The sequence below is a fragment of the Pantoea sp. X-Soil-OKNW-713 genome (assembly GCF_059730685.1).
In genome coordinates this window covers 241426-261303 of record NZ_AP035995.1, presented here as the reverse complement: position 1 = coordinate 261303, position 19878 = coordinate 241426, and the positions used below count along the sequence as shown (strand labels likewise).

The 19878-nt window shown below is 54.2% G+C and carries 13 protein-coding genes, 1 tRNA gene and 3 rRNA genes; 3 read left to right on the top strand and 14 right to left on the bottom strand.

Going from position 1 to position 19878, the window contains the following annotated elements; all coding sequences use genetic code 11:
- Positions 1–45 precede the first annotated feature (45 nt).
- From birA to pepQ, 10 genes are all read right to left on the bottom strand, one after another.
- Positions 46–1008, bottom strand: a complete 963-nt coding sequence (gene birA, locus AC6I8R_RS01175) for a bifunctional biotin--[acetyl-CoA-carboxylase] ligase/biotin operon repressor BirA (RefSeq protein WP_021186491.1) — start codon at positions 1006–1008, stop codon at positions 46–48.
- Positions 1005–2042 (bottom strand): UDP-N-acetylmuramate dehydrogenase, encoded by a 1038-nt coding sequence (gene murB / locus AC6I8R_RS01170; protein ID WP_497831817.1) that lies wholly within the window; start codon positions 2040–2042, stop codon positions 1005–1007. Before murB ends, birA begins: the two co-directional genes overlap by 4 nt.
- Before the next feature lie 150 nt (positions 2043–2192).
- Positions 2193–2308, bottom strand: a 5S ribosomal RNA gene (gene rrf / locus AC6I8R_RS01165).
- A gap of 105 nt (positions 2309–2413) precedes the next feature.
- A 23S ribosomal RNA gene (locus AC6I8R_RS01160) occupies positions 2414–5316 on the bottom strand.
- Between the two features lie 214 nt (positions 5317–5530).
- Positions 5531–5605: transfer RNA gene (locus AC6I8R_RS01155), tRNA-Glu, on the bottom strand.
- A 90-nt stretch (positions 5606–5695) separates the two neighbouring features.
- Positions 5696–7237: ribosomal RNA gene (locus AC6I8R_RS01150) — 16S ribosomal RNA — on the bottom strand.
- The 16S, 23S and 5S rRNA genes sit together here with 1 tRNA gene alongside, the layout of an rRNA operon.
- 380 nt (positions 7238–7617) lie before the next feature.
- Positions 7618–8154: a menaquinone-dependent protoporphyrinogen IX dehydrogenase gene (hemG, locus tag AC6I8R_RS01145; RefSeq protein WP_021183832.1), complete on the bottom strand. Its 537-nt coding sequence runs from the start codon at positions 8152–8154 to the stop codon at positions 7618–7620.
- A gap of 17 nt (positions 8155–8171) precedes the next feature.
- Positions 8172–9623 (bottom strand): Trk system potassium transporter TrkH, encoded by a 1452-nt coding sequence (gene trkH / locus AC6I8R_RS01140; RefSeq protein ID WP_021183831.1) that lies wholly within the window; start codon positions 9621–9623, stop codon positions 8172–8174.
- A 14-nt stretch (positions 9624–9637) separates the two neighbouring features.
- Positions 9638–10270 (bottom strand): IMPACT family protein, encoded by a 633-nt coding sequence (locus AC6I8R_RS01135; RefSeq protein WP_021183830.1) that lies wholly within the window; start codon positions 10268–10270, stop codon positions 9638–9640.
- Positions 10270–11601 carry a Xaa-Pro dipeptidase gene (gene pepQ, locus AC6I8R_RS01130; RefSeq protein ID WP_021183829.1) on the bottom strand — a complete coding sequence of 444 codons (1332 nt, stop codon included), beginning with the start codon at positions 11599–11601 and terminating at the stop codon, positions 10270–10272. The genes AC6I8R_RS01135 and pepQ overlap by 1 nt, the downstream gene beginning before the upstream one ends.
- Positions 11602–11788: 187 nt before the next feature.
- On the opposite strand from pepQ, the gene fadB reads away from it, so the two are divergent.
- Together fadB and fadA are read left to right on the top strand one after the other, a co-directional pair.
- On the top strand, positions 11789–13972 hold the full coding sequence (gene fadB, locus AC6I8R_RS01125; RefSeq protein ID WP_497831816.1) for a fatty acid oxidation complex subunit alpha FadB: 2184 nt from the start codon (positions 11789–11791) through the stop codon (positions 13970–13972).
- A gap of 10 nt (positions 13973–13982) precedes the next feature.
- On the top strand, positions 13983–15146 hold the full coding sequence (gene fadA / locus AC6I8R_RS01120) for an acetyl-CoA C-acyltransferase FadA (RefSeq protein ID WP_497831815.1): 1164 nt from the start codon (positions 13983–13985) through the stop codon (positions 15144–15146).
- A gap of 160 nt (positions 15147–15306) precedes the next feature.
- Here the strand turns inward: fadA and fre are convergent, their stop codons facing one another.
- The 3 genes from fre to pepE form a co-directional block, all read right to left on the bottom strand.
- Positions 15307–16008 carry an NAD(P)H-flavin reductase gene (gene fre / locus AC6I8R_RS01115; RefSeq protein ID WP_021183826.1) on the bottom strand — a complete coding sequence of 234 codons (702 nt, stop codon included), beginning with the start codon at positions 16006–16008 and terminating at the stop codon, positions 15307–15309.
- 47 nt (positions 16009–16055) lie between these two features.
- On the bottom strand, positions 16056–17540 hold the full coding sequence (gene ubiD / locus AC6I8R_RS01110) for a 4-hydroxy-3-polyprenylbenzoate decarboxylase (RefSeq protein ID WP_021183825.1): 1485 nt from the start codon (positions 17538–17540) through the stop codon (positions 16056–16058).
- Between the two features lie 73 nt (positions 17541–17613).
- Positions 17614–18345, bottom strand: a complete 732-nt coding sequence (gene pepE, locus AC6I8R_RS01105; RefSeq protein ID WP_415175226.1) for a dipeptidase PepE — start codon at positions 18343–18345, stop codon at positions 17614–17616.
- A gap of 209 nt (positions 18346–18554) precedes the next feature.
- Here pepE and rfaH point away from each other — a divergent pair, with 209 nt between their 5' ends.
- Positions 18555–19043: a transcription/translation regulatory transformer protein RfaH gene (rfaH, locus tag AC6I8R_RS01100; protein WP_021183823.1), complete on the top strand. Its 489-nt coding sequence runs from the start codon at positions 18555–18557 to the stop codon at positions 19041–19043.
- On the opposite strand, the gene tatD is transcribed toward rfaH, so the two are convergent.
- On the bottom strand, positions 19040–19822 hold the full coding sequence (gene tatD, locus AC6I8R_RS01095) for a 3'-5' ssDNA/RNA exonuclease TatD (RefSeq protein ID WP_208724556.1): 783 nt from the start codon (positions 19820–19822) through the stop codon (positions 19040–19042). The two genes, rfaH and tatD, sit on opposite strands and share 4 nt — an antisense overlap.
- Between the last annotated feature and the right edge of the window lie 56 nt (positions 19823–19878).

Here is a 19878-nt window from a genome sequence, read left to right as displayed (position 1 = left end):
TATTATCAGTGACCAGGCTGTCCTGGCATTAGAAATAACCGCGGGTTAATTATCGGGTCGTAATGAAATTTCACCACCAACCCATGCTTTAACCGCACCATCCTGTTCCAGCAATAAACCACCTTGCTTATCAACACCACGCGCTATGCCATGCACTTCGCGATCGCCAATTAGCAATTTGACTGGCCGATTAATAAAGTTATCCAATGCATCCCAACGCTCAATAAAAGGTGCCAGTCCATCACGTTCAAATAATGGCAAAGCTTCCCGTAGGCTGTTAATCAACTGAGCAGCCAACTGGTTGCGATCGATCTGCACTCCCGCCTCTTGCAAGTTAATCCAGCCTTGATTTATTTGTGTTGCGCCTTCTGATCGCATCGCAAGATTGATACCTGCACCAATGACAATTTGCGCCGCATCGCCCGTTTTTCCGGTCAGTTCAACCAGAATACCGGCCAATTTCCGATCATGCAGATAGAGGTCATTCGGCCATTTAACTCGTACATCTTTTGCACCGAGGGACTGAATAACTTCGGCCATGACAATGCCAATAACAAGGCTAAGCCCCATCGCAGCAGCTGGCCCTTGCTCCAGTCGCCAGTACATCGACATATACAAATTGGCACCAAAAGGGGAAAACCACTGTCTGCCGCGACGCCCTCGTCCTGCCTGTTGATACTCAGCAATACAGGCATCGCCTGAAACCAGCTGATCCATGCGCTCCAGCAGATACTGGTTCGTAGAGTCAATCACCGGAATAACGGCCAGATTAGGTTGATGCAGCCGCGACAATATCTCTTCTTCGTTCAGCAACTGAATGGGAGCAGGCAGGCTGTAACCCTTCCCGGTAACCGTATAAACATCCAGTCCCCAACTCTTCAGCGTTTGTATATGCTTGTTAATCGCTGCCCGGCTCATCCCCAGAACTTCGCCCAGTTGCTCACCAGAATGGAATTCCCCATCTGCCAGTAAAGCGACCAGTTTTAACGGAACACTGTGGTCTTTCATGAGATCACCTCAACGGCATTGCGTTCGCCCTGCGCACCAATAAAACGAACTTCAGGCTCCAGCCAGACATTAAATTTTTCACCGACATGGCTTCGTACTTCCCGTGCCAACTGAACAATGTCCTGAGGTGTCGCTCGATCTTCGTTGATCAGCACCAGTGCCTGCTGACGATGCACAGCAGCACCACCAACCCGATAGCCTTTCAGCTGACATTGATCGATCAACCAACCCGCGGCAAGTTTTACCTCGCCATCAGGTTGCGGATAGAGTGGCATCGTCGGCCACTGGGCACATAAAGTAGCAGCCTGGTTGGCAGTAATCAGTGGATTTTTAAAGAAACTCCCTACATTACCCGTTACGCTGGGGTCAGGCAGCTTACTCTGACGCATCTGACATACCGCATTGAATACATCCCACGCGCTGGCCGTTGCAGGATTCAGTCGTGCCAGGTCGCCGTAACTCAGTACAGGCCGCCATTGTTTTGTCAGGCGTAATCCAACCGCTACAATGACGTAATCGTTTTTCATTGCATGTTTGAAAATACTGTCACGATAACCGAATGCGCACTCTTCACGAACCAGTCGCACGATTTTCTGGGTGGGCAGATGCAAAGCATCAACATAATGGCAGATATCTTTGAATTCCACCCCGTAAGCACCGATGTTTTGGATAGGAGCTGAACCCGCCATACCTGGAATTAGCGCCAGGTTCTCTAGACCCGTAATTCCTTTCTTTAGAGTATGCTCAACCAGTTCATGCCAATTCTCTCCCGCCCCGATATGCAACTGCCATGCTTCGGCATGTTCTTCTATGGCTATGCCTTTGATTGCATTGATAATGACCGTGCCGTGAAAGTCTTCAAGAAACAGCACATTGCTACCGCCTCCGAGTACCATAAATGGCTGTGTCTGCTGGACACAATCCTGCCATGCATCAATGATGGCTTCTGCGGTATCAGCAATAACGATATGTTTCGCACTGACCTCAAGGCCAAGTGTATTGAAAGCTTTAAGAGAAGTGTTGGGGCTGGACATTTCACGGCCTTAACTGATTAATCTGGCCGTAGTTTACCTGATCAGTTAGTAACGAGTGGGATGTTTTCGTGGTTTTTCATCATCTGAGAGACGATTCTTAAACGTAAAAAAGCCCTGAACTTTCGTTCAGGGCTTCTTCACTTATTTGATGCCTGGCAGTTCCCTACTCTCGCATGGGGAGACCCCACACTACCATCGGCGCTACGGCGTTTCACTTCTGAGTTCGGCATGGGGTCAGGTGGGACCACCGCGCTACAGCCGCCAGGCAAATTCTGTTTATCCGTACCGCCCTCTCAGGCCATACGAATCAATCCGTTCGAACAAGGCTGAAAATTCTCGCGTCTCTCAACTCAAAACGCCTCTGGCGTTGTAAGGTTAAGCCTCACGGGTCATTAGTACCGGTTAGCTCAATGCATCGCTGCACTTACACATCCGGCCTATCAACGTCGTCGTCTTCAACGTCCCTTCAGGACTCTCAAGGAGTCAGGGAGAACTCATCTCGGGGCAAGTTTCGTGCTTAGATGCTTTCAGCACTTATCTTTTCCGCACTTAGCTACCGGGCAATGCCATTGGCATGACAACCCGAACACCAGTGGTGCGTTCACTCCGGTCCTCTCGTACTAGGAGCAACCCCCCTCAATTCTCCAGCGCCCACGGCAGATAGGGACCGAACTGTCTCACGACGTTCTAAACCCAGCTCGCGTACCACTTTAAACGGCGAACAGCCGTACCCTTGGGACCTACTTCAGCCCCAGGATGTGATGAGCCGACATCGAGGTGCCAAACACCGCCGTCGATATGAACTCTTGGGCGGTATCAGCCTGTTATCCCCGGAGTACCTTTTATCCGTTGAGCGATGGCCCTTCCATTCAGAACCACCGGATCACTATGACCTGCTTTCGCACCTGCTCGAGCCGTCACTCTCGCAGTCAAGCTGGCTTATGCCATTGCACTAACCTCCTGATGTCCGACCAGGATTAGCCAACCTTCGTGCTCCTCCGTTACACTTTGGGAGGAGACCGCCCCAGTCAAACTACCCACCAGACACTGTCCGCAGCCCGGATTACGGGCCTACGTTAGAACATCAAACATTAAAGGGTGGTATTTCAAGGTTGGCTCCACGCAGACTGGCGTCCACACTTCAAAGCCTCCCACCTATCCTACACATCAAGGCTCAATGTTCAGTGTCAAGCTATAGTAAAGGTTCACGGGGTCTTTCCGTCTTGCCGCGGGTACACTGCATCTTCACAGCGATTTCAATTTCACTGAGTCTCGGGTGGAGACAGCCTGGCCATCATTACGCCATTCGTGCAGGTCGGAACTTACCCGACAAGGAATTTCGCTACCTTAGGACCGTTATAGTTACGGCCGCCGTTTACCGGGGCTTCGATCAAGAGCTTCTCCTTACGGATAACCCCATCAATTAACCTTCCGGCACCGGGCAGGCGTCACACCGTATACGTCCACTTTCGTGTTTGCACAGTGCTGTGTTTTTAATAAACAGTTGCAGCCAGCTGGTATCTTCGACTGGCTTCAGCTCCGGGAGCAAGTCCCTTCACCTAATGCCAGCGTGCCTTCTCCCGAAGTTACGGCACCATTTTGCCTAGTTCCTTCACCCGAGTTCTCTCAAGCGCCTTGGTATTCTCTACCTGACCACCTGTGTCGGTTTGGGGTACGATTTCGTGTTACCTGGAGCTTAGAGGCTTTTCCTGGAAGCAGGGCATCAGTTACTTCATCACCGTAGTGACTCGTCATCACGCCTCAGCCTTGAAGCATTCCGGATTTGCCTGGAATGCAAGCCTACACGCTTAAACCGGGACAACCGTCGCCCGGATAACCTAGCCTTCTCCGTCCCCCCTTCGCAGTAACACCAAGTACAGGAATATTAACCTGTTTCCCATCGACTACGCTTTTCAGCCTCGCCTTAGGGGTCGACTCACCCTGCCCCGATTAACGTTGGACAGGAACCCTTGGTCTTCCGGCGAGCGGGCTTTTCACCCGCTTTATCGTTACTTATGTCAGCATTCGCACTTCTGATACCTCCAGCAGACCTCACAGTCCACCTTCAGCGGCTTACAGAACGCTCCCCTACCCAACAACACATAGTGTCGCTGCCGCAGCTTCGGTGCATGGTTTAGCCCCGTTACATCTTCCGCGCAGGCCGACTCGACCAGTGAGCTATTACGCTTTCTTTAAATGATGGCTGCTTCTAAGCCAACATCCTGGCTGTCTGGGCCTTCCCACATCGTTTCCCACTTAACCATGACTTTGGGACCTTAGCTGGCGGTCTGGGTTGTTTCCCTCTTCACGACGGACGTTAGCACCCGCCGTGTGTCTCCCGTGATAACATTCTCCGGTATTCGCAGTTTGCATCGGGTTGGTAAGCCGGGATGGCCCCCTAGCCGAAACAGTGCTCTACCCCCGGAGATGAATTCACGAGGCGCTACCTAAATAGCTTTCGGGGAGAACCAGCTATCTCCCGGTTTGATTGGCCTTTCACCCCCAGCCACAAGTCATCCGCTAATTTTTCAACATTAGTCGGTTCGGTCCTCCAGTTAGTGTTACCCAACCTTCAACCTGCCCATGGCTAGATCACCGGGTTTCGGGTCTATACCCTGCAACTTAACGCCCAATTAAGACTCGGTTTCCCTGCGGCTCCCCTATACGGTTAACCTTGCTACAGAATATAAGTCGCTGACCCATTATACAAAAGGTACGCAGTCACCTAACAAGTAGGCTCCCACTGCTTGTACGTACACGGTTTCAGGTTCTGTTTCACTCCCCTCGCCGGGGTTCTTTTCGCCTTTCCCTCACGGTACTGGTTCACTATCGGTCAGTCAGGAGTATTTAGCCTTGGAGGATGGTCCCCCCATATTCAGACAGGATACCACGTGTCCCGCCCTACTCATCGGACTCACAATCTGTGCATTTTCATGTACGGGGCTGTCACCCTGTATCGCGCGACTTTCCAGACGCTTCCATTAACACACAAACTGATTCAGGTCCTGGGCTGTTCCCCGTTCGCTCGCCGCTACTGGGGGAATCTCGGTTGATTTCTTTTCCTCGGGGTACTTAGATGTTTCAGTTCCCCCGGTTCGCCTCGTTAACCTATGTATTCAGTTAACGATAGTGCACAAGTGCACTGGGTTTCCCCATTCGGACATCGTCGGCTGTTGCGGTTCATATCACCTTACCGACGCTTTTCGCAGATTAGCACGTCCTTCATCGCCTCTGACTGCCAGGGCATCCACCGTGTACGCTTAGTCGCTTAACCTCACAACCCACAGACGTTTTCACGCATGCAGACTGCAAGCATTTGAGAGACTCGAACACATCGTTTTCATTTCTTATTACGGAGAAATGAAACAACGTGTCGTTTCAAATTTTCAGCTTGTTCCGGATTGTTAAAGAGCAAATATCTCAAACATGACTCGTAAGCCAGTTTTGAGATACTGAGCAGCGACACCTTTCACCTGTCACCAAGCAAGTGGCGTCCCCTAGGGGATTCGAACCCCTGTTGCCGCCGTGAAAGGGCGGAGTCCTAACCGCTAGACGAAGGGGACACATGAAGTGTCACGACTTCGCAGCCGTCTTGCTCATTACGTTTTCATCAGACAATCTGTGTGAGCACTTCGAAGGAAGGTATCTTCAGGTAAGGAGGTGATCCAACCGCAGGTTCCCCTACGGTTACCTTGTTACGACTTCACCCCAGTCATGAATCACAAAGTGGTAAGCGCCCTCCCGAAGGTTAAGCTACCTACTTCTTTTGCAACCCACTCCCATGGTGTGACGGGCGGTGTGTACAAGGCCCGGGAACGTATTCACCGTAGCATTCTGATCTACGATTACTAGCGATTCCGACTTCATGGAGTCGAGTTGCAGACTCCAATCCGGACTACGACGCACTTTATGAGGTCCGCTTGCTCTCGCGAGGTCGCTTCTCTTTGTATGCGCCATTGTAGCACGTGTGTAGCCCTGGCCGTAAGGGCCATGATGACTTGACGTCATCCCCACCTTCCTCCGGTTTATCACCGGCAGTCTCCTTTGAGTTCCCGACCGAATCGCTGGCAACAAAGGATAAGGGTTGCGCTCGTTGCGGGACTTAACCCAACATTTCACAACACGAGCTGACGACAGCCATGCAGCACCTGTCTCACGGTTCCCGAAGGCACTAAGGCATCTCTGCCAAATTCCGTGGATGTCAAGGCCAGGTAAGGTTCTTCGCGTTGCATCGAATTAAACCACATGCTCCACCGCTTGTGCGGGCCCCCGTCAATTCATTTGAGTTTTAACCTTGCGGCCGTACTCCCCAGGCGGTCGACTTAACGCGTTAGCTCCGGAAGCCACGCCTCAAGGGCACAACCTCCAAGTCGACATCGTTTACAGCGTGGACTACCAGGGTATCTAATCCTGTTTGCTCCCCACGCTTTCGCACCTGAGCGTCAGTCTTTGTCCAGGGGGCCGCCTTCGCCACCGGTATTCCTCCAGATCTCTACGCATTTCACCGCTACACCTGGAATTCTACCCCCCTCTACAAGACTCTAGCCTGCCAGTTTCGAATGCAGTTCCCAGGTTAAGCCCGGGGATTTCACATCCGACTTGACAGACCGCCTGCGTGCGCTTTACGCCCAGTAATTCCGATTAACGCTTGCACCCTCCGTATTACCGCGGCTGCTGGCACGGAGTTAGCCGGTGCTTCTTCTGCGGGTAACGTCAATGACGATGCGTATTAAACATCATCCCTTCCTCCCCGCTGAAAGTACTTTACAACCCGAAGGCCTTCTTCATACACGCGGCATGGCTGCATCAGGCTTGCGCCCATTGTGCAATATTCCCCACTGCTGCCTCCCGTAGGAGTCTGGACCGTGTCTCAGTTCCAGTGTGGCTGGTCATCCTCTCAGACCAGCTAGGGATCGTCGCCTAGGTGAGCCGTTACCCCACCTACTAGCTAATCCCATCTGGGTTCATCCGATGGTGTGAGGCCCGAAGGTCCCCCACTTTGGTCTTGCGACGTTATGCGGTATTAGCTACCGTTTCCAGTAGTTATCCCCCTCCATCGGGCAGATCCCCAGACATTACTCACCCGTCCGCCACTCGTCACCCAAGGAGCAAGCTCCTCTGTGCTACCGTTCGACTTGCATGTGTTAGGCCTGCCGCCAGCGTTCAATCTGAGCCATGATCAAACTCTTCAATTTAAGTTTGATGCTCAAAGAATTAAACTTCGTAATGAATTACGTGTTCACTCTTGAGACTTGATATTTTTTAAGTCCGTAGACTTTTGATATCAATCCTGCGAGTGCCCACACAGATTGTCTGATAAATTGTTAAAGAGCAGTGCGAGCAGCGGGTTAACCGTCTGTCGCGAGGTGGCGTATATTACGCTTTCCTCCTTCAGAGTCAATCTCTTTTTCGAGATTTTTCTCTGGCGGGATGAATCACTTCGTCCCTCGCTGACCGTCTGCGTTGCCGCTTTGCCGTGTCAGTGGAGGCGCATTATAGGGAGATAATTCTGACTGACAAGCGTTTATTGCAAAAAAATGATCGTTCGGACTAAATTTCACCAAAGCGGTCTATTTCACAACGATTTGCCTGGTAACTGCACAAAATCCTGGGCAAAAAGCGCGACCTTTTGCCAATCGGTGTACTCCACCTCTTTAGAAGTATCTGTTTCCCCGCCCGTCATACGCATAATCAACTGAATCATGACGCGGTCGAACCAACGATAGCGCGGATAACGCAGTGCACCGGCAAATACCGCACAGCACTCTGGCTGCCAGGGTGACTGGGCCAGAAACTTACGAGTGTAAGCATTAGTCTCCGGTGTGCATTTATCTGCTTTACGTGCTGTCAGATTCACACTGAAGAAACCACTAACACGCTGCTGCAACTCTCCCAAATGCTGAGTGACAAACTTCATTAATGCAGGGTGGAAATGACCATAGCGAATCGAGGCACCAATCAGCACCCGATCATATTGCGCCCAATCAAGCGTCGCTGTCTGTGATATCTCAATCACATCACACAACTGCTGCGGTGCCAGGTTTTGCGCAATACGCCCGGCAATTTTCTGTGTTTGCCCGTCACGGCTGGAATAAACAATCAACGCTTTCATTACACTATCCCGTTTTATCACTCGCGCCAGAAGGTCGGGGTGAAGAGCACCAGCAAAGTAAATACCTCAAGGCGGCCAAACAGCATGGTCGAAATCAATATCCACTTCGCCACATCATTCATCGAAGCAAAGTTATCGGCGACCACCCCCAGCCCAGGTCCGAGGTTATTGAGGGTCGCGGCAACAGCGGCAAAAGCGGAGAAGTCATCGACACCGGTGGCGATGATTGCCAGCATACTCACCAGGAACACCAGCGCATAAGCGGAGAAGAATCCCCAAACCGCTTCCAGAATGCGTTCCGGCAATGCACGGTTCCCCAACTTAATAGTGTAAACCGCGTTAGGGTGGACAAGGCGCTTCAGCTCACGCGAACCCTGTTTGCACAGCAACAGAATACGGATCACCTTCAGGCCGCCACCGGTCGAACCCGCACAGCCACCGATAAAGGCGGAACACAGCAACAGCACCGGCAGAAACAGCGGCCAACGCGCGATGCTGTCGGTAGTGAATCCGGCGGTGGTAGCCATCGATACCACCTGGAAAAAGGCCTGGTTCAGCGTTTGTAAGCCACTGGAATAGACATCATGGAACCACAGCACCACGGTACAGATCACCACCAGCGTCAACTGCACGCCAATGAACATCCGAAACTCCGGATCGCGCCAGTACACTTTCAGGCTGCGGCCACTCAATAAAGAGAAGTGCAAGCCATAGTTACAGCCAGAGATCAGCAGGAATACCGCCACGATGGTATTGATTGTTGGGCTGTTGAAATAGCCAATGCTGGCATCATGTGTCGAGAAGCCACCGATGGCGATGGTGGAAAAACTATGGCCGATAGCATCAAACACCGGCATCCCCGCCAGCCACAGCGCCACGGCACAGGCGATGGTCAGCAGAACATAGATCAACCACAGGGTTTTTGCTGTCTCTGCGATACGCGGTCGCATTTTGTTATCTTTCAGCGGTCCGGGCATTTCCGCGCGATACAACTGCATCCCACCCACACCAAGAATCGGTAGGATCGCCACCGCCAGCACAATGATCCCCATCCCCCCCAACCATTGCAGCATCTGCCGATAGAACAGAATCGCTTTGGGCAACGAATCCAGCCCCACCAGCGTCGTCGCCCCGGTAGTGGTTAAACCGGAAAAGGATTCAAAGAACGCATCGGTCACCGACAGGTGCGGCTGCTCGGCAAACATAAACGGCATGGCCCCCACGCTGCCCAGCACGGTCCAGAATAACACCACGATCAGAAAACCTTCGCGCGGCTTCAGCTCGGTCTTTTGTTTGCGGTTCGGCCACCACAGCAGTGAACCAATGACAATGGCCATCATAAAGGTCTGACTGAACGCCCGTCCGGCACCGTCACGATAAATTAAGGCCACCAGACCTGGCAGGATCATGGTTACTGAGAACAAAATCACCAGCAGGCCCACAATGCGGGTAATGGCGCGAAAATGCATTCAGCCTTTTCCTTTCAAAGAGATATGCTTGAATTTTCCAGTGGGATGAGCGTCAGCACGCCCCGACTGTAATCAGAGAGGTTTTGCCGAAAGCCATCGATCTGGCTATGCGGTAATGCCAGGCGCAGCGTGATGCGATCAAGATAATGGCTCTCTTCGACCTTGCCGTCAAAACGCTGCAACAGGCGCTCGATATCGCTGAGCTGTGCATAGTCACATTGCAGAGTAAAAGATTGCATCGGTACCTTACGGCAACGCGCCAGCTGTTTTAATCCTTGCTGCACACCGCCGCCATAGGCTTTCACCAGCCCGCCGGTGCCGAGCATAATGCCACCGTAATAGCGCACCACCACCGCAGTGATTTCCCCCACACCGCTCCCCATCAGCTGAGCAAGCATCGGTTTGCCTGCGGTACCTGATGGCTCGCCATCATCAGAAAAACCCAGTTGCTGCGAATCATCCGGCGCGCCCGCCACCCATGCCCAACAATGATGTCGCGCGGTGGGGTGCTCAGCTTTAATCTGCTGAACAAAAGCACGCGCCGCTTCCACGCCGTCGGTGTGCGCCAGCAGCGTGATAAAGCGGCTTTTTTTGATGGTTTCCTCGCTAAGGCTGACCGCCTCAGCGGGAATGTCATAAGCGTCCATCAGGCCAGATGCAGATCGCGCGTCATGTTTTCAATCCGGTTGGCATGAATCACCACGTTATCCTCAATGCGGATGCCGCCATACGGTTTCAGCGCATCAATCGCCTGCCAGTCAAAGTGATCTTTGTACTTACCGGTACGCAGTGCGGCCAGCAGTGAATCGATAATATAGAAGCCCGGCTCAATGGTCAGCACCATGCCTGGCTCCAGCACGCGGGTGCAGCGCAGATACGGATACTGTGCCGGAGCGGCCAGGTGCGTACCTTTATCATCCTGCATAAAACCGGCCACGTCATGCACCTGAAGCCCCAACGGATGACCAAGACCATGCGGCATAAATGGACCGGTTAAATCTTCCGCCACCAGCGTTTCTTCGCTCAGTCCCTTCACCAGTTCAAACTTCAACAGCATACGCGCAATGCGTTGGTGCATCTGTAGATGATAATCGGTATATCGCACGCCCGCTTTGAGGGTGGCAATCAGCGCCAGTTCCTCTTTGTTCATGGTTTCAACCATGTCGGCGTAGCGTGATTTCGCCTGGGCGGCGTAACTGCGCGTCAAATCGGCGGCATAACCAAGGTACTCAGCACCAGCGTCAATCAAAAAGCTGTGGCGCTTCGCGGGCGGCTGATGATCCAGTTTGGTGTAATGGAGCACGGCGGCATGTTCATTCAGCGCGATGATGTTGCCGTAAGGCACATCGATATCACGGTGGCCGGTCGCGCTCAGGTAAGCGATATTGATATCGAACTCACTCATGCCAGAGAAGAAGGCTTCTTTGGCCGCACGATGTCCCGCCACTGCCAGCTTCTGTGCTTCACGCATACAGGCCAGTTCATAGTCGGTTTTGATGCTGCGATGGTAATGCAGGAAATCGATCACCCCTTTGGGGTTGATGCTATCCGCCTTGATGCCCAACTGGGTGGCACGGTTCGGCACTGGCCCGATATAAGCCACATTGTCGCGCTGGGTCGGAAGCAGTTGCGCAATTTCGTCAGCATTTTTCAGGCCGATAACGTCAACATCTCCGGTCCAGAAGCTATTCGGCAGCGGCTCCACGTTGTGCCAGTAATCCACCGGTGAATAGAACCACAGTTTCGGTTTATTCACGCCGTCAATCCATAACCAGCAGTTAGGCACCTGCGTCACCGGCACCCAGGCTTTGAACTGCGGATTCACCTTAAATGGATAGTCGTGATCGTCGAGGAACACCGTCAGCAACTCGCCAGAGTGAATCAACATAGCATCGAGTTTAAAACGCGCCAGCACCTGCTGCGCACGCTGTTGCAGCGTATTGATATGCGCGTGATACAGGGTTTTCAGTGAATCCATGAACTTGTCTCCAATATCGCGAAAATGGCCGCAGTGTAGCATAGCCGCGTCCGTGATGCCGTGCCCCTGCGCGCTGTGATCGCTGTATCAAATAATCAAACTCTTGTTTGCAAAAAATTAACATCGAACTCACACTCACGATCATCTGGTATGACCAGATCAACTTTCGCGGTTTCAGGAGACGGACATGCTCTACCAAGGCGATACCCTTTCTGTTCGCTGGCTCGACGATGGCATCGCCGAGCTGGTTTTCGACGCGCCCGGTTCGGTGAACAAACTCGATACCAAAACCGTAGCCTCGCTGGGTGAGGCGCTGGGTGTACTGGAGCAGCAGCCCACATTGCGCGGCCTATTGCTCACGTCGGCCAAACCGGCGTTTATCGTCGGTGCCGATATCACCGAATTTCTTTCCCTGTTTGATGCGCCAGTTGAAAAACTGAGCCAGTGGCTGGCGTTTGCCAATAGCATCTTTAATCGTCTGGAAGATCTCCCGGTCCCTACCGTCTCCGCTATCGATGGCTATGCCCTGGGTGGTGGTTGCGAGTGCGTACTGGCAACCGACTTCCGCATCGGGACCCCACAACTGCGCATTGGCCTGCCGGAAACCAAACTGGGCATCATGCCGGGCTTTGGTGGTAGCGTGCGTTTACCGCGTCTGTTGGGTGCCGACAGTGCACTGGAGATTATCGCCGCAGGCAAAGATGTCGATGGCAGCAGCGCCCTGAAACTGGGCCTGATCGATGCGGTAGTCAGCAGTGACAAACTGCGCAGCGCCGCATTAACCGTGTTGCGGGACGCTATGGTGCAGGGCAGTTGGCAGGCGCGTCGCGCACCGAAACTGGCGCCACTGAAACTCAGCCCAATTGAAGCGGCGATGAGTTTCACCATCGCCAAAAGCATGGTGCTGCAAACGGCGGGCAAACATTACCCGGCACCGATCACCGCAGTTAAAACCATTGAAGCGGCTGCCACACTCGGACGCGATGATGCCTTGAAACTGGAAACCGCCGCATTTGTGCCGCTGGCGCAAAGTGATGTGGCACGCTCGTTGGTCGGCATCTTCCTCAATGATCAATATGTCAAAGCCGAGGCAAAAAAACGCGGCAATGCCACCTCAACGCCAGCGCAGGCGGCGGTACTGGGTGCCGGGATCATGGGCGGCGGCATTGCATATCAGTCAGCGTGGAAAGGCGTACCGGTGCAGATGAAAGACATCAATCCGCAGGCGCTGGCGCTCGGCATGAAAGAAGCGAGCAAGCTGCTGAACAAACAGTTGGAACGCGGCAAGATTGATGGCACGAAGCTGGCCAGCGTGCTGACCACCATCCAGCCAACGCTGGACTACGCCGGATTTGCACGCGCGGATGTGGTGGTGGAAGCGGTGGTGGAAAACCCGCAAATCAAAGCTAAAGTGCTGGCCGAAACCGAGCAGCATCTGCGCGATGATGCCATTCTGGCTTCCAACACCTCGACCATTCCTATCAGCCTGCTGGCGCAGTCGCTGCAACGACCAGAAAATTTCTGCGGCATGCACTTCTTTAACCCGGTGCCACGTATGCCGCTGGTTGAAGTGATCCGTGGCGAAAAAACATCGGAAGAAACAATCGGTAAGGTGGTCGCCTGGGCCAGCAAGATGGGTAAGACGCCCATTGTGGTCAATGACTGCCCCGGTTTCTTTGTTAACCGTGTGCTGTTCCCCTACTTCGCCGCCTTCAGCCTGTTGCTGCGTGATGGTGCCGATTTCCGTCAGATCGACAAAGTGATGGAGAAACAGTTTGGCTGGCCGATGGGTCCGGCATGGCTGTTGGATGTGGTAGGGATCGATACCGCTCATCACGCCCAGCAGGTAATGGCGCAGGGTTTCCCCTCCCGGATGCAAAAAGATTATCGCGACGCCATCGACGTACTCTACGAAGCCGGTCGCTATGGGCAGAAAAATGGTCTGGGTTTCTGGCGTTGGACCGAGGACAAAAAAGGCAAAGCGCAGAAACAGGCCGATGCGGAAGTGGATACGTTACTGCAACACGTCTGCCAGCCGAAGCGTGTCTTCAGCGATGAAGAGATTGCTAACCGCATGATGCTGCCAATGCTGAACGAGGTTGTGCGCTGCCTGGAGGAGAAGATTATCGCTTCCCCGGCCGAAGCGGATATGGCGTTGGTATATGGCCTCGGTTTCCCGCCGTTCCGTGGCGGCGCCTGCCGTTATATGGATACGCTGGGCAACAACACGGTGGTTGATCAGGCCAAACGCTACACCGCGCTCGGTCCCCTGTATGCGCTGCCGGAGTTGCTGGTGCAGAAAGCTCACCAGCATCAAAGCTGGTATCCCGCAGCCCTCCCCATTGATGAAGCCGCGCTGCAAAGTGCCTGAGGATAATAAAATGGAAAATGTGGTTATTATCGATGCCGCCCGCACGCCAATGGGACGTTCCAAAGGTGGCGCATTTCGTCAGGTCCGTGCGGAAGATCTCTCTGCTCACCTGATGCGTGAACTGCTGAGTCGTAACCCGGAGATTGATCCCGCTTCCCTGGACGACATTATTTGGGGCTGCGTACAGCAAACGCTGGAACAAGGCTTCAACATTGCCCGTAACGCTGCGTTGCTGGCAGAAATCCCGCATCGTGTCCCCGCCAGCACCGTTAACCGCTTGTGCGGTTCGTCGATGCAGGCACTGCACGATGCCGCCCGCGCCATTATGGTCGGCGACGCACAAAGCTGCCTGATTGGCGGTGTGGAACATATGGGGCACGTTCCCATGAATCATGGTGTGGATTTCCATCCCGGCCTGAGCCGTACCGTCGCCAAAGCTGCCGGCATGATGGGCCTGACCGCCGAAATGCTGGCACGTATGCACCATATCAGCCGTGAACAACAGGATGCCTTTGCGTTACGTTCACACCAGCGTGCCTGGCAGGCTACCCAGCGTGGCGATTTCAAGCGTGAAATTATCCCCACCTACGGTCACGACGGCGACGGGGTGCTGAAACGCTATGATGCTGATGAGGTCATCCGCGAAGACGCCAGCCTGGAAGGATTGGCGGCGCTGAAACCGGCGTTTGACCCGGTCAACGGTACCGTGACCGCCGGTAGCTCCTCCGCCCTTTCCGACGGCGCGGCCGCGATGCTAATCATGAGCGAAAGCCGTGCGCGCGAGCTTGGCCTGACGCCGCGCGCGCGTATTCGCAGCATGGCGGTAGTGGGCTGCGATCCATCGATTATGGGATACGGTCCGGTCCCCGCCAGTAAGCTGGCGCTAAAGCGCGCCGGTTTAACCGTACAAGATATTGATCTGTTTGAATTGAACGAAGCCTTCGCCGCCCAGACGTTACCGTGCCTGAAAGATTTGGGCCTGCTGGAGTTGATGGATGAGAAGGTCAATCTGAATGGTGGCGCGATTGCGCTTGGCCACCCGTTGGGATGTTCCGGGGCACGAATCAGCACCACGTTGTTGAATCTGATGGAACGTCGGGATGCGCAGTTTGGCCTGGCCACCATGTGTATCGGTTTAGGCCAGGGCATTGCCACCGTATTCGAACGCCTTTAATACGTTGACCACCTGCATGATTTCCCGCCCTTTCGGGCGGGCTTTTTTGGCTTTTCGCTATCGCCTGTAACCCGTAGCGGCGCGATTTATCGCGCGGATTTTTCTGCCAGCTCGCACAAAATTGCGCGATAAATCGCGCCGCTACAAGCTGGTGCTGCTATCAGATAAAGGCAAAGGCATCGCCGTACATCTGCGCTTCCAGCGCACCACGTTCCGCGCAGAAGCGCTCGCGGGCAATCTTCGCCATTTCAAACCGACCTGCAATATAAATATCGTGCCCACTCAGCGTGGCGTAGTCCTGCATTACTGCCGTCAGCACCGTCCCGGTACGTCCCTGCCAGCCTGCTGCTGGCTGCTCCACCACCGGAATCACCTTCAGATGTGGGTGTTTCACCGCCAGCGCATTCAGTTCGTCAAGATCGTACAAATGCGTGAGTTCGCGGCCGCCCCAGTAAATGGCGATATCACGATCGGGCTGCTGCGCCAGCGCGGTCAGCAGAATGGAGCGGGCGTAGGAGAAACCGGTACCGCCGGCAATCAGGATGATGGGACGATCGCTCTCTTCGCGCAGCCAGGCATCGCCGTGCGGCATATCCACGGTAATTTCACGCTGGTTCTGGATACGCTCCATCACCGCCATCGCATAGAGATTCAACTCAGAGGCACCGATATGCAGCTCAATGATGTCTTTTTCCATCGGCGTAGAGGCGAGGGAAAAGGGACGCTTATCGCGCTCATCCATCACCACCATCAGGTACTGTCCGGCACGAAAGCTAAAATCCGCTTCCGGGATCAAACGGACGCGGTAGACGGTATCCGTAATTGCTTCAACCGAAGTCACTTTGCAGCTTAACGTTGTCATGCGTTCCCTCTGTCGGGTCGTTTGTTTTTATGGTTTGCTCGCCGCCATCAGCGCTGTGGCGGCTCGGCAAAAATGCCTAACTCATCCCAAATGGCGTCGATACGCGCCGTGACCGCCGGATCTTTCACAATCGGTGTGCCCCACTCACGCGTGGTTTCGCCCGGCCATTTATTGGTGGCATCGAGGCCCATCTTCGAACCCAGCCCGGAAACCGGTGACGCAAAATCGAGATAATCGATCGGCGTATTTTCCACCAGCACCGTGTCACGCGCCGGATCCATACGGGTGGTAATGGCCCAGATCACATCGTTCCAGTCACGCGCATTGACGTCATCGTCACACACAATAACAAATTTGGTGTACATGAACTGCCGCAGGAACGACCAGACGCCAAACATCACGCGCTTGGCATGACCGGCGTACTGTTTTTTCATGGTCACCACGGCCAGCCGATACGAACACCCTTCCGGCGGCAGATAGAAATCCACAATCTCCGGGAACTGCTTAATCAGAATCGGCACCAGCACTTCGTTCAGCGCCACCCCCAACACTGCCGGTTCATCCGGTGGACGGCCGGTATAGGTTGAGTGATAAATCGGGTTACGACGTTGCGTTATGTGCGTCACGGTAAACACCGGGAAGCTATCTACTTCATTGTAGTAGCCGGTGTGGTCGCCGTACGGACCTTCAGGGGCCATGTCGCCGGGTTCGATGTAGCCTTCCAGCACAATTTCAGCGCTGGCGGGTACTTCCAGGTCGTTGGAGAGGCACTTCACCACTTCGGTTTTATTGCCGCGCAGCAGGCCCGCGAAGGCGTATTCGGACAACGTATCCGGCACCGGCGTCACTGCGCCGAGGATGGTGGCGGGATCCGCCCCCAGAGCCACCGCAACCGGGAAACGTTCGCCGGGATGGGCTTTGCACCACTCCTGAAAATCGAGTGCGCCACCGCGATGTGATAACCAGCGCATGATCAGACGGTTTTTGCCAATCACCTGCTGACGATAGATGCCGAGATTCTGCCGCTCTTTATGCGGTCCACGCGTGACGGTTAAACCCCAGGTAATTAACGGCGCGGCGTCGTCCGGCCAGCATTTCATTACCGGGATGCGCGATAAATCGACCTCGTCACCGCTAAACACTTCTTCCTGGCACGGCGCATTACGCAACCGCTTGGTTGGCATGTTCAGCACCTGCTTAAACTGCGGCATCTTGTCGAACAGATCGCGAAAACCTTTCGGCGGCTCAGGCTCTTTAAGAAACGCCAGCAGTTTACCCACTTCGCGCAGTGCGCTGACATCTTCCTGGCCCATGCCCATTGCCACGCGCTTGGGCGTACCAAACAGGTTGCACAGCACCGGCATGTCATAACCTTTCGGGTTTTCAAACAGCAGCGCCGGGCCACCGGCACGCAGAGTGCGGTCGGCAATTTCGGTCATCTCCAGTTCGGGATCGATCGCCTGAGAGATGCGTTTTAACTCGCCCCGCTGCTCCAGCAGCGCAAGGAAATCACGTAAATCCTGATATTTCATGTAGGGTTAACTTCCAGCCCAGAGGAATCGGCCATTATAGGGCCGATTCTGCGGGCATGTTGAGGTTTCTGCGTCAGGCGGGCTGACAGGAAAAAGGCACCAACGATTGCAGCGCCAGCACGTCATGGAAGGCGGCGATCGGCTCGCCGTGGCGGAACACCTTAAAATCTTCCCCACGCGCGCTGTAATAACGCAGACGATTTTCGCTAACGTGCAAGAAACTGCCTTCACGTAAGGCAATCACCGACTCATGCGGGTTGACCGCACAAAACTCCGCCAGCCGTTCATCACGGGTTTCGCCCATATGGCCGCTGACGTGCGCATCGAGATAATGTGGGTTGATTTGTACCGGAAACAGTCCCAGCGCAGGCAAGACCACACTGCTACGCACCGGCATATCATTGGTGGTACGGATCGACGGGGTTGCCACATTGCATCCGGCACTCCAGCCGACATAAGGCACCTGACGTTCACGCACCGCGCGCTGAATCGCCACAATCAACCCATGTTCATGCAGCATTTGATTGAGCAGCCAGGTGTTACCGCCGCTGACCAGAATCAACTCAGCCTGTTCAATGGCAGCCACCGGAGAGTCGAACTCATGCACGGTACGCACCTGGATACCGAGTGAGTCGCTGAGATCCTGCGCGCGTTGGGCATGATCACCACGAATAATCGCGTAAGGCACCAGTACGGCGGAGGTAATACCGCGTTGCGCAATCATCGCATGCAGCTGCGGGTGGGCGTAGCTCAACAACGGGGCATCATCGGCCAGCTTGCCATTACTTAACAGGAACAGTTCCATCAGACGGTCCTTTTCATTCATAAGATGGAGAAGGAGTCTGATACAGATTATCGCCAGACGTCAATTTTCTTGCGATAAACGTCATTAAAGGGTTAAGACTCAGAAAAATCGTAGTGAAATTTGTTTCGCGGCTGCGTTTCCCCCGGCTGATGCGCTATAACTCTGACAGCAGGTTTGCTATTCTTAGCGTCCATTCTTTGGGAGCAGTTATGGAATCCTGGTACTTACTCTATTGCAAACGTGGACAACTGTTGCGCGCGAAAGAACATCTTGAGCGGCAGGCAGTGAATTGTCTCAGCCCAATGATTGCGCTGGAGAAAATCGTTCGTGGTAAACGTACCACCGTGAGTGAGCCACTGTTTCCCAACTATCTGTTTATCGAGTTCGATCCGGAAGCGATTCACACCACCACCATCAGCAGCACGCGTGGCGTCAGCCACTTTGTTCGCTTCGGCACGATGCCAGCTACGGTACCCTATGAGGTGATCGAAGCGCTGCAAAGTGATGCGCCTCAGATCCTGATCGATCCAGAGACGCCACAAGTCGGTGATGAAGTGATCATCACCGAAGGCACCTTTGAAGGTCTGCGTGCCATTTTTGCCGAGCCGGATGGTGAAACCCGCTCAATCCTGCTGCTTAACCTGCTGAATAAACAGGTAATGCGCAGTGTTGATAACAAACAGTTCCGTAAAGCCTAAGCCAGCCTGAACAGCTGACGCGCATTAGCAACCACCTGCGCGCCCAACGTCTCTGCCGCCTCATTACGCCATAACGCCACCTGCTGCACGATGTGCGGCAGAAAACAGGGTTCGTTGCGGCGCGAGGTCGGACGCGGATGCATATCACGCGGCAGCAAATACGGCGCGTCGGTTTCCAGCAGCAGACGTTCTGCCGGGATCAACGGCAGCAGCTCCCGCAGCTCCATGCCACGCCGTTCGTCGCACACCCAACCGGTAATGCCAATCGACAGTCCCATCGCCAGACAGGATTCCAGTTCCTCACGGGTACCGGTAAAGCAGTGAGCCACCGCCCCGACCAGTTTCGGCAGCCAGGGTTGCAGGATCGCGGCGAAACGCGCGTGCGCTTCACGGCAATGCAGGAAAACCGGTAATTGCAGCTCGGCGGCCAACTGAAGTTGTGCATCGAAGGCGTATTCCTGCTGATCATGCGCCGAAAAGTTGCGGTTAAAATCCAGCCCGCATTCGCCAATCGCCACCACCTGCTCACTCTCCGCCAGACGACGCAGGGTATTGGCGGTTTCCGCTGACCATGCGCTGGCATGGTGCGGATGAACACCCGCAGTTGACCAGCAGTAGCCTGGATGCAGTGCCGCCAGCCGCTGCGCCTGTTGGCTTTCCAGTGCGTTGGTGCCGGTAATTAACAGGCCGGTGACGCCTGCTTCGCGCGCACGCGCTACGACCTGTTCGCGATCTTTCGCAAATTGCGTGCTGGTCAGGTTTACACCGATATCAAACATGTTTCTTCCCAAATAAAAAAACCGCCCAACGGGTGGGCGGTTTAGATTTATCGTCA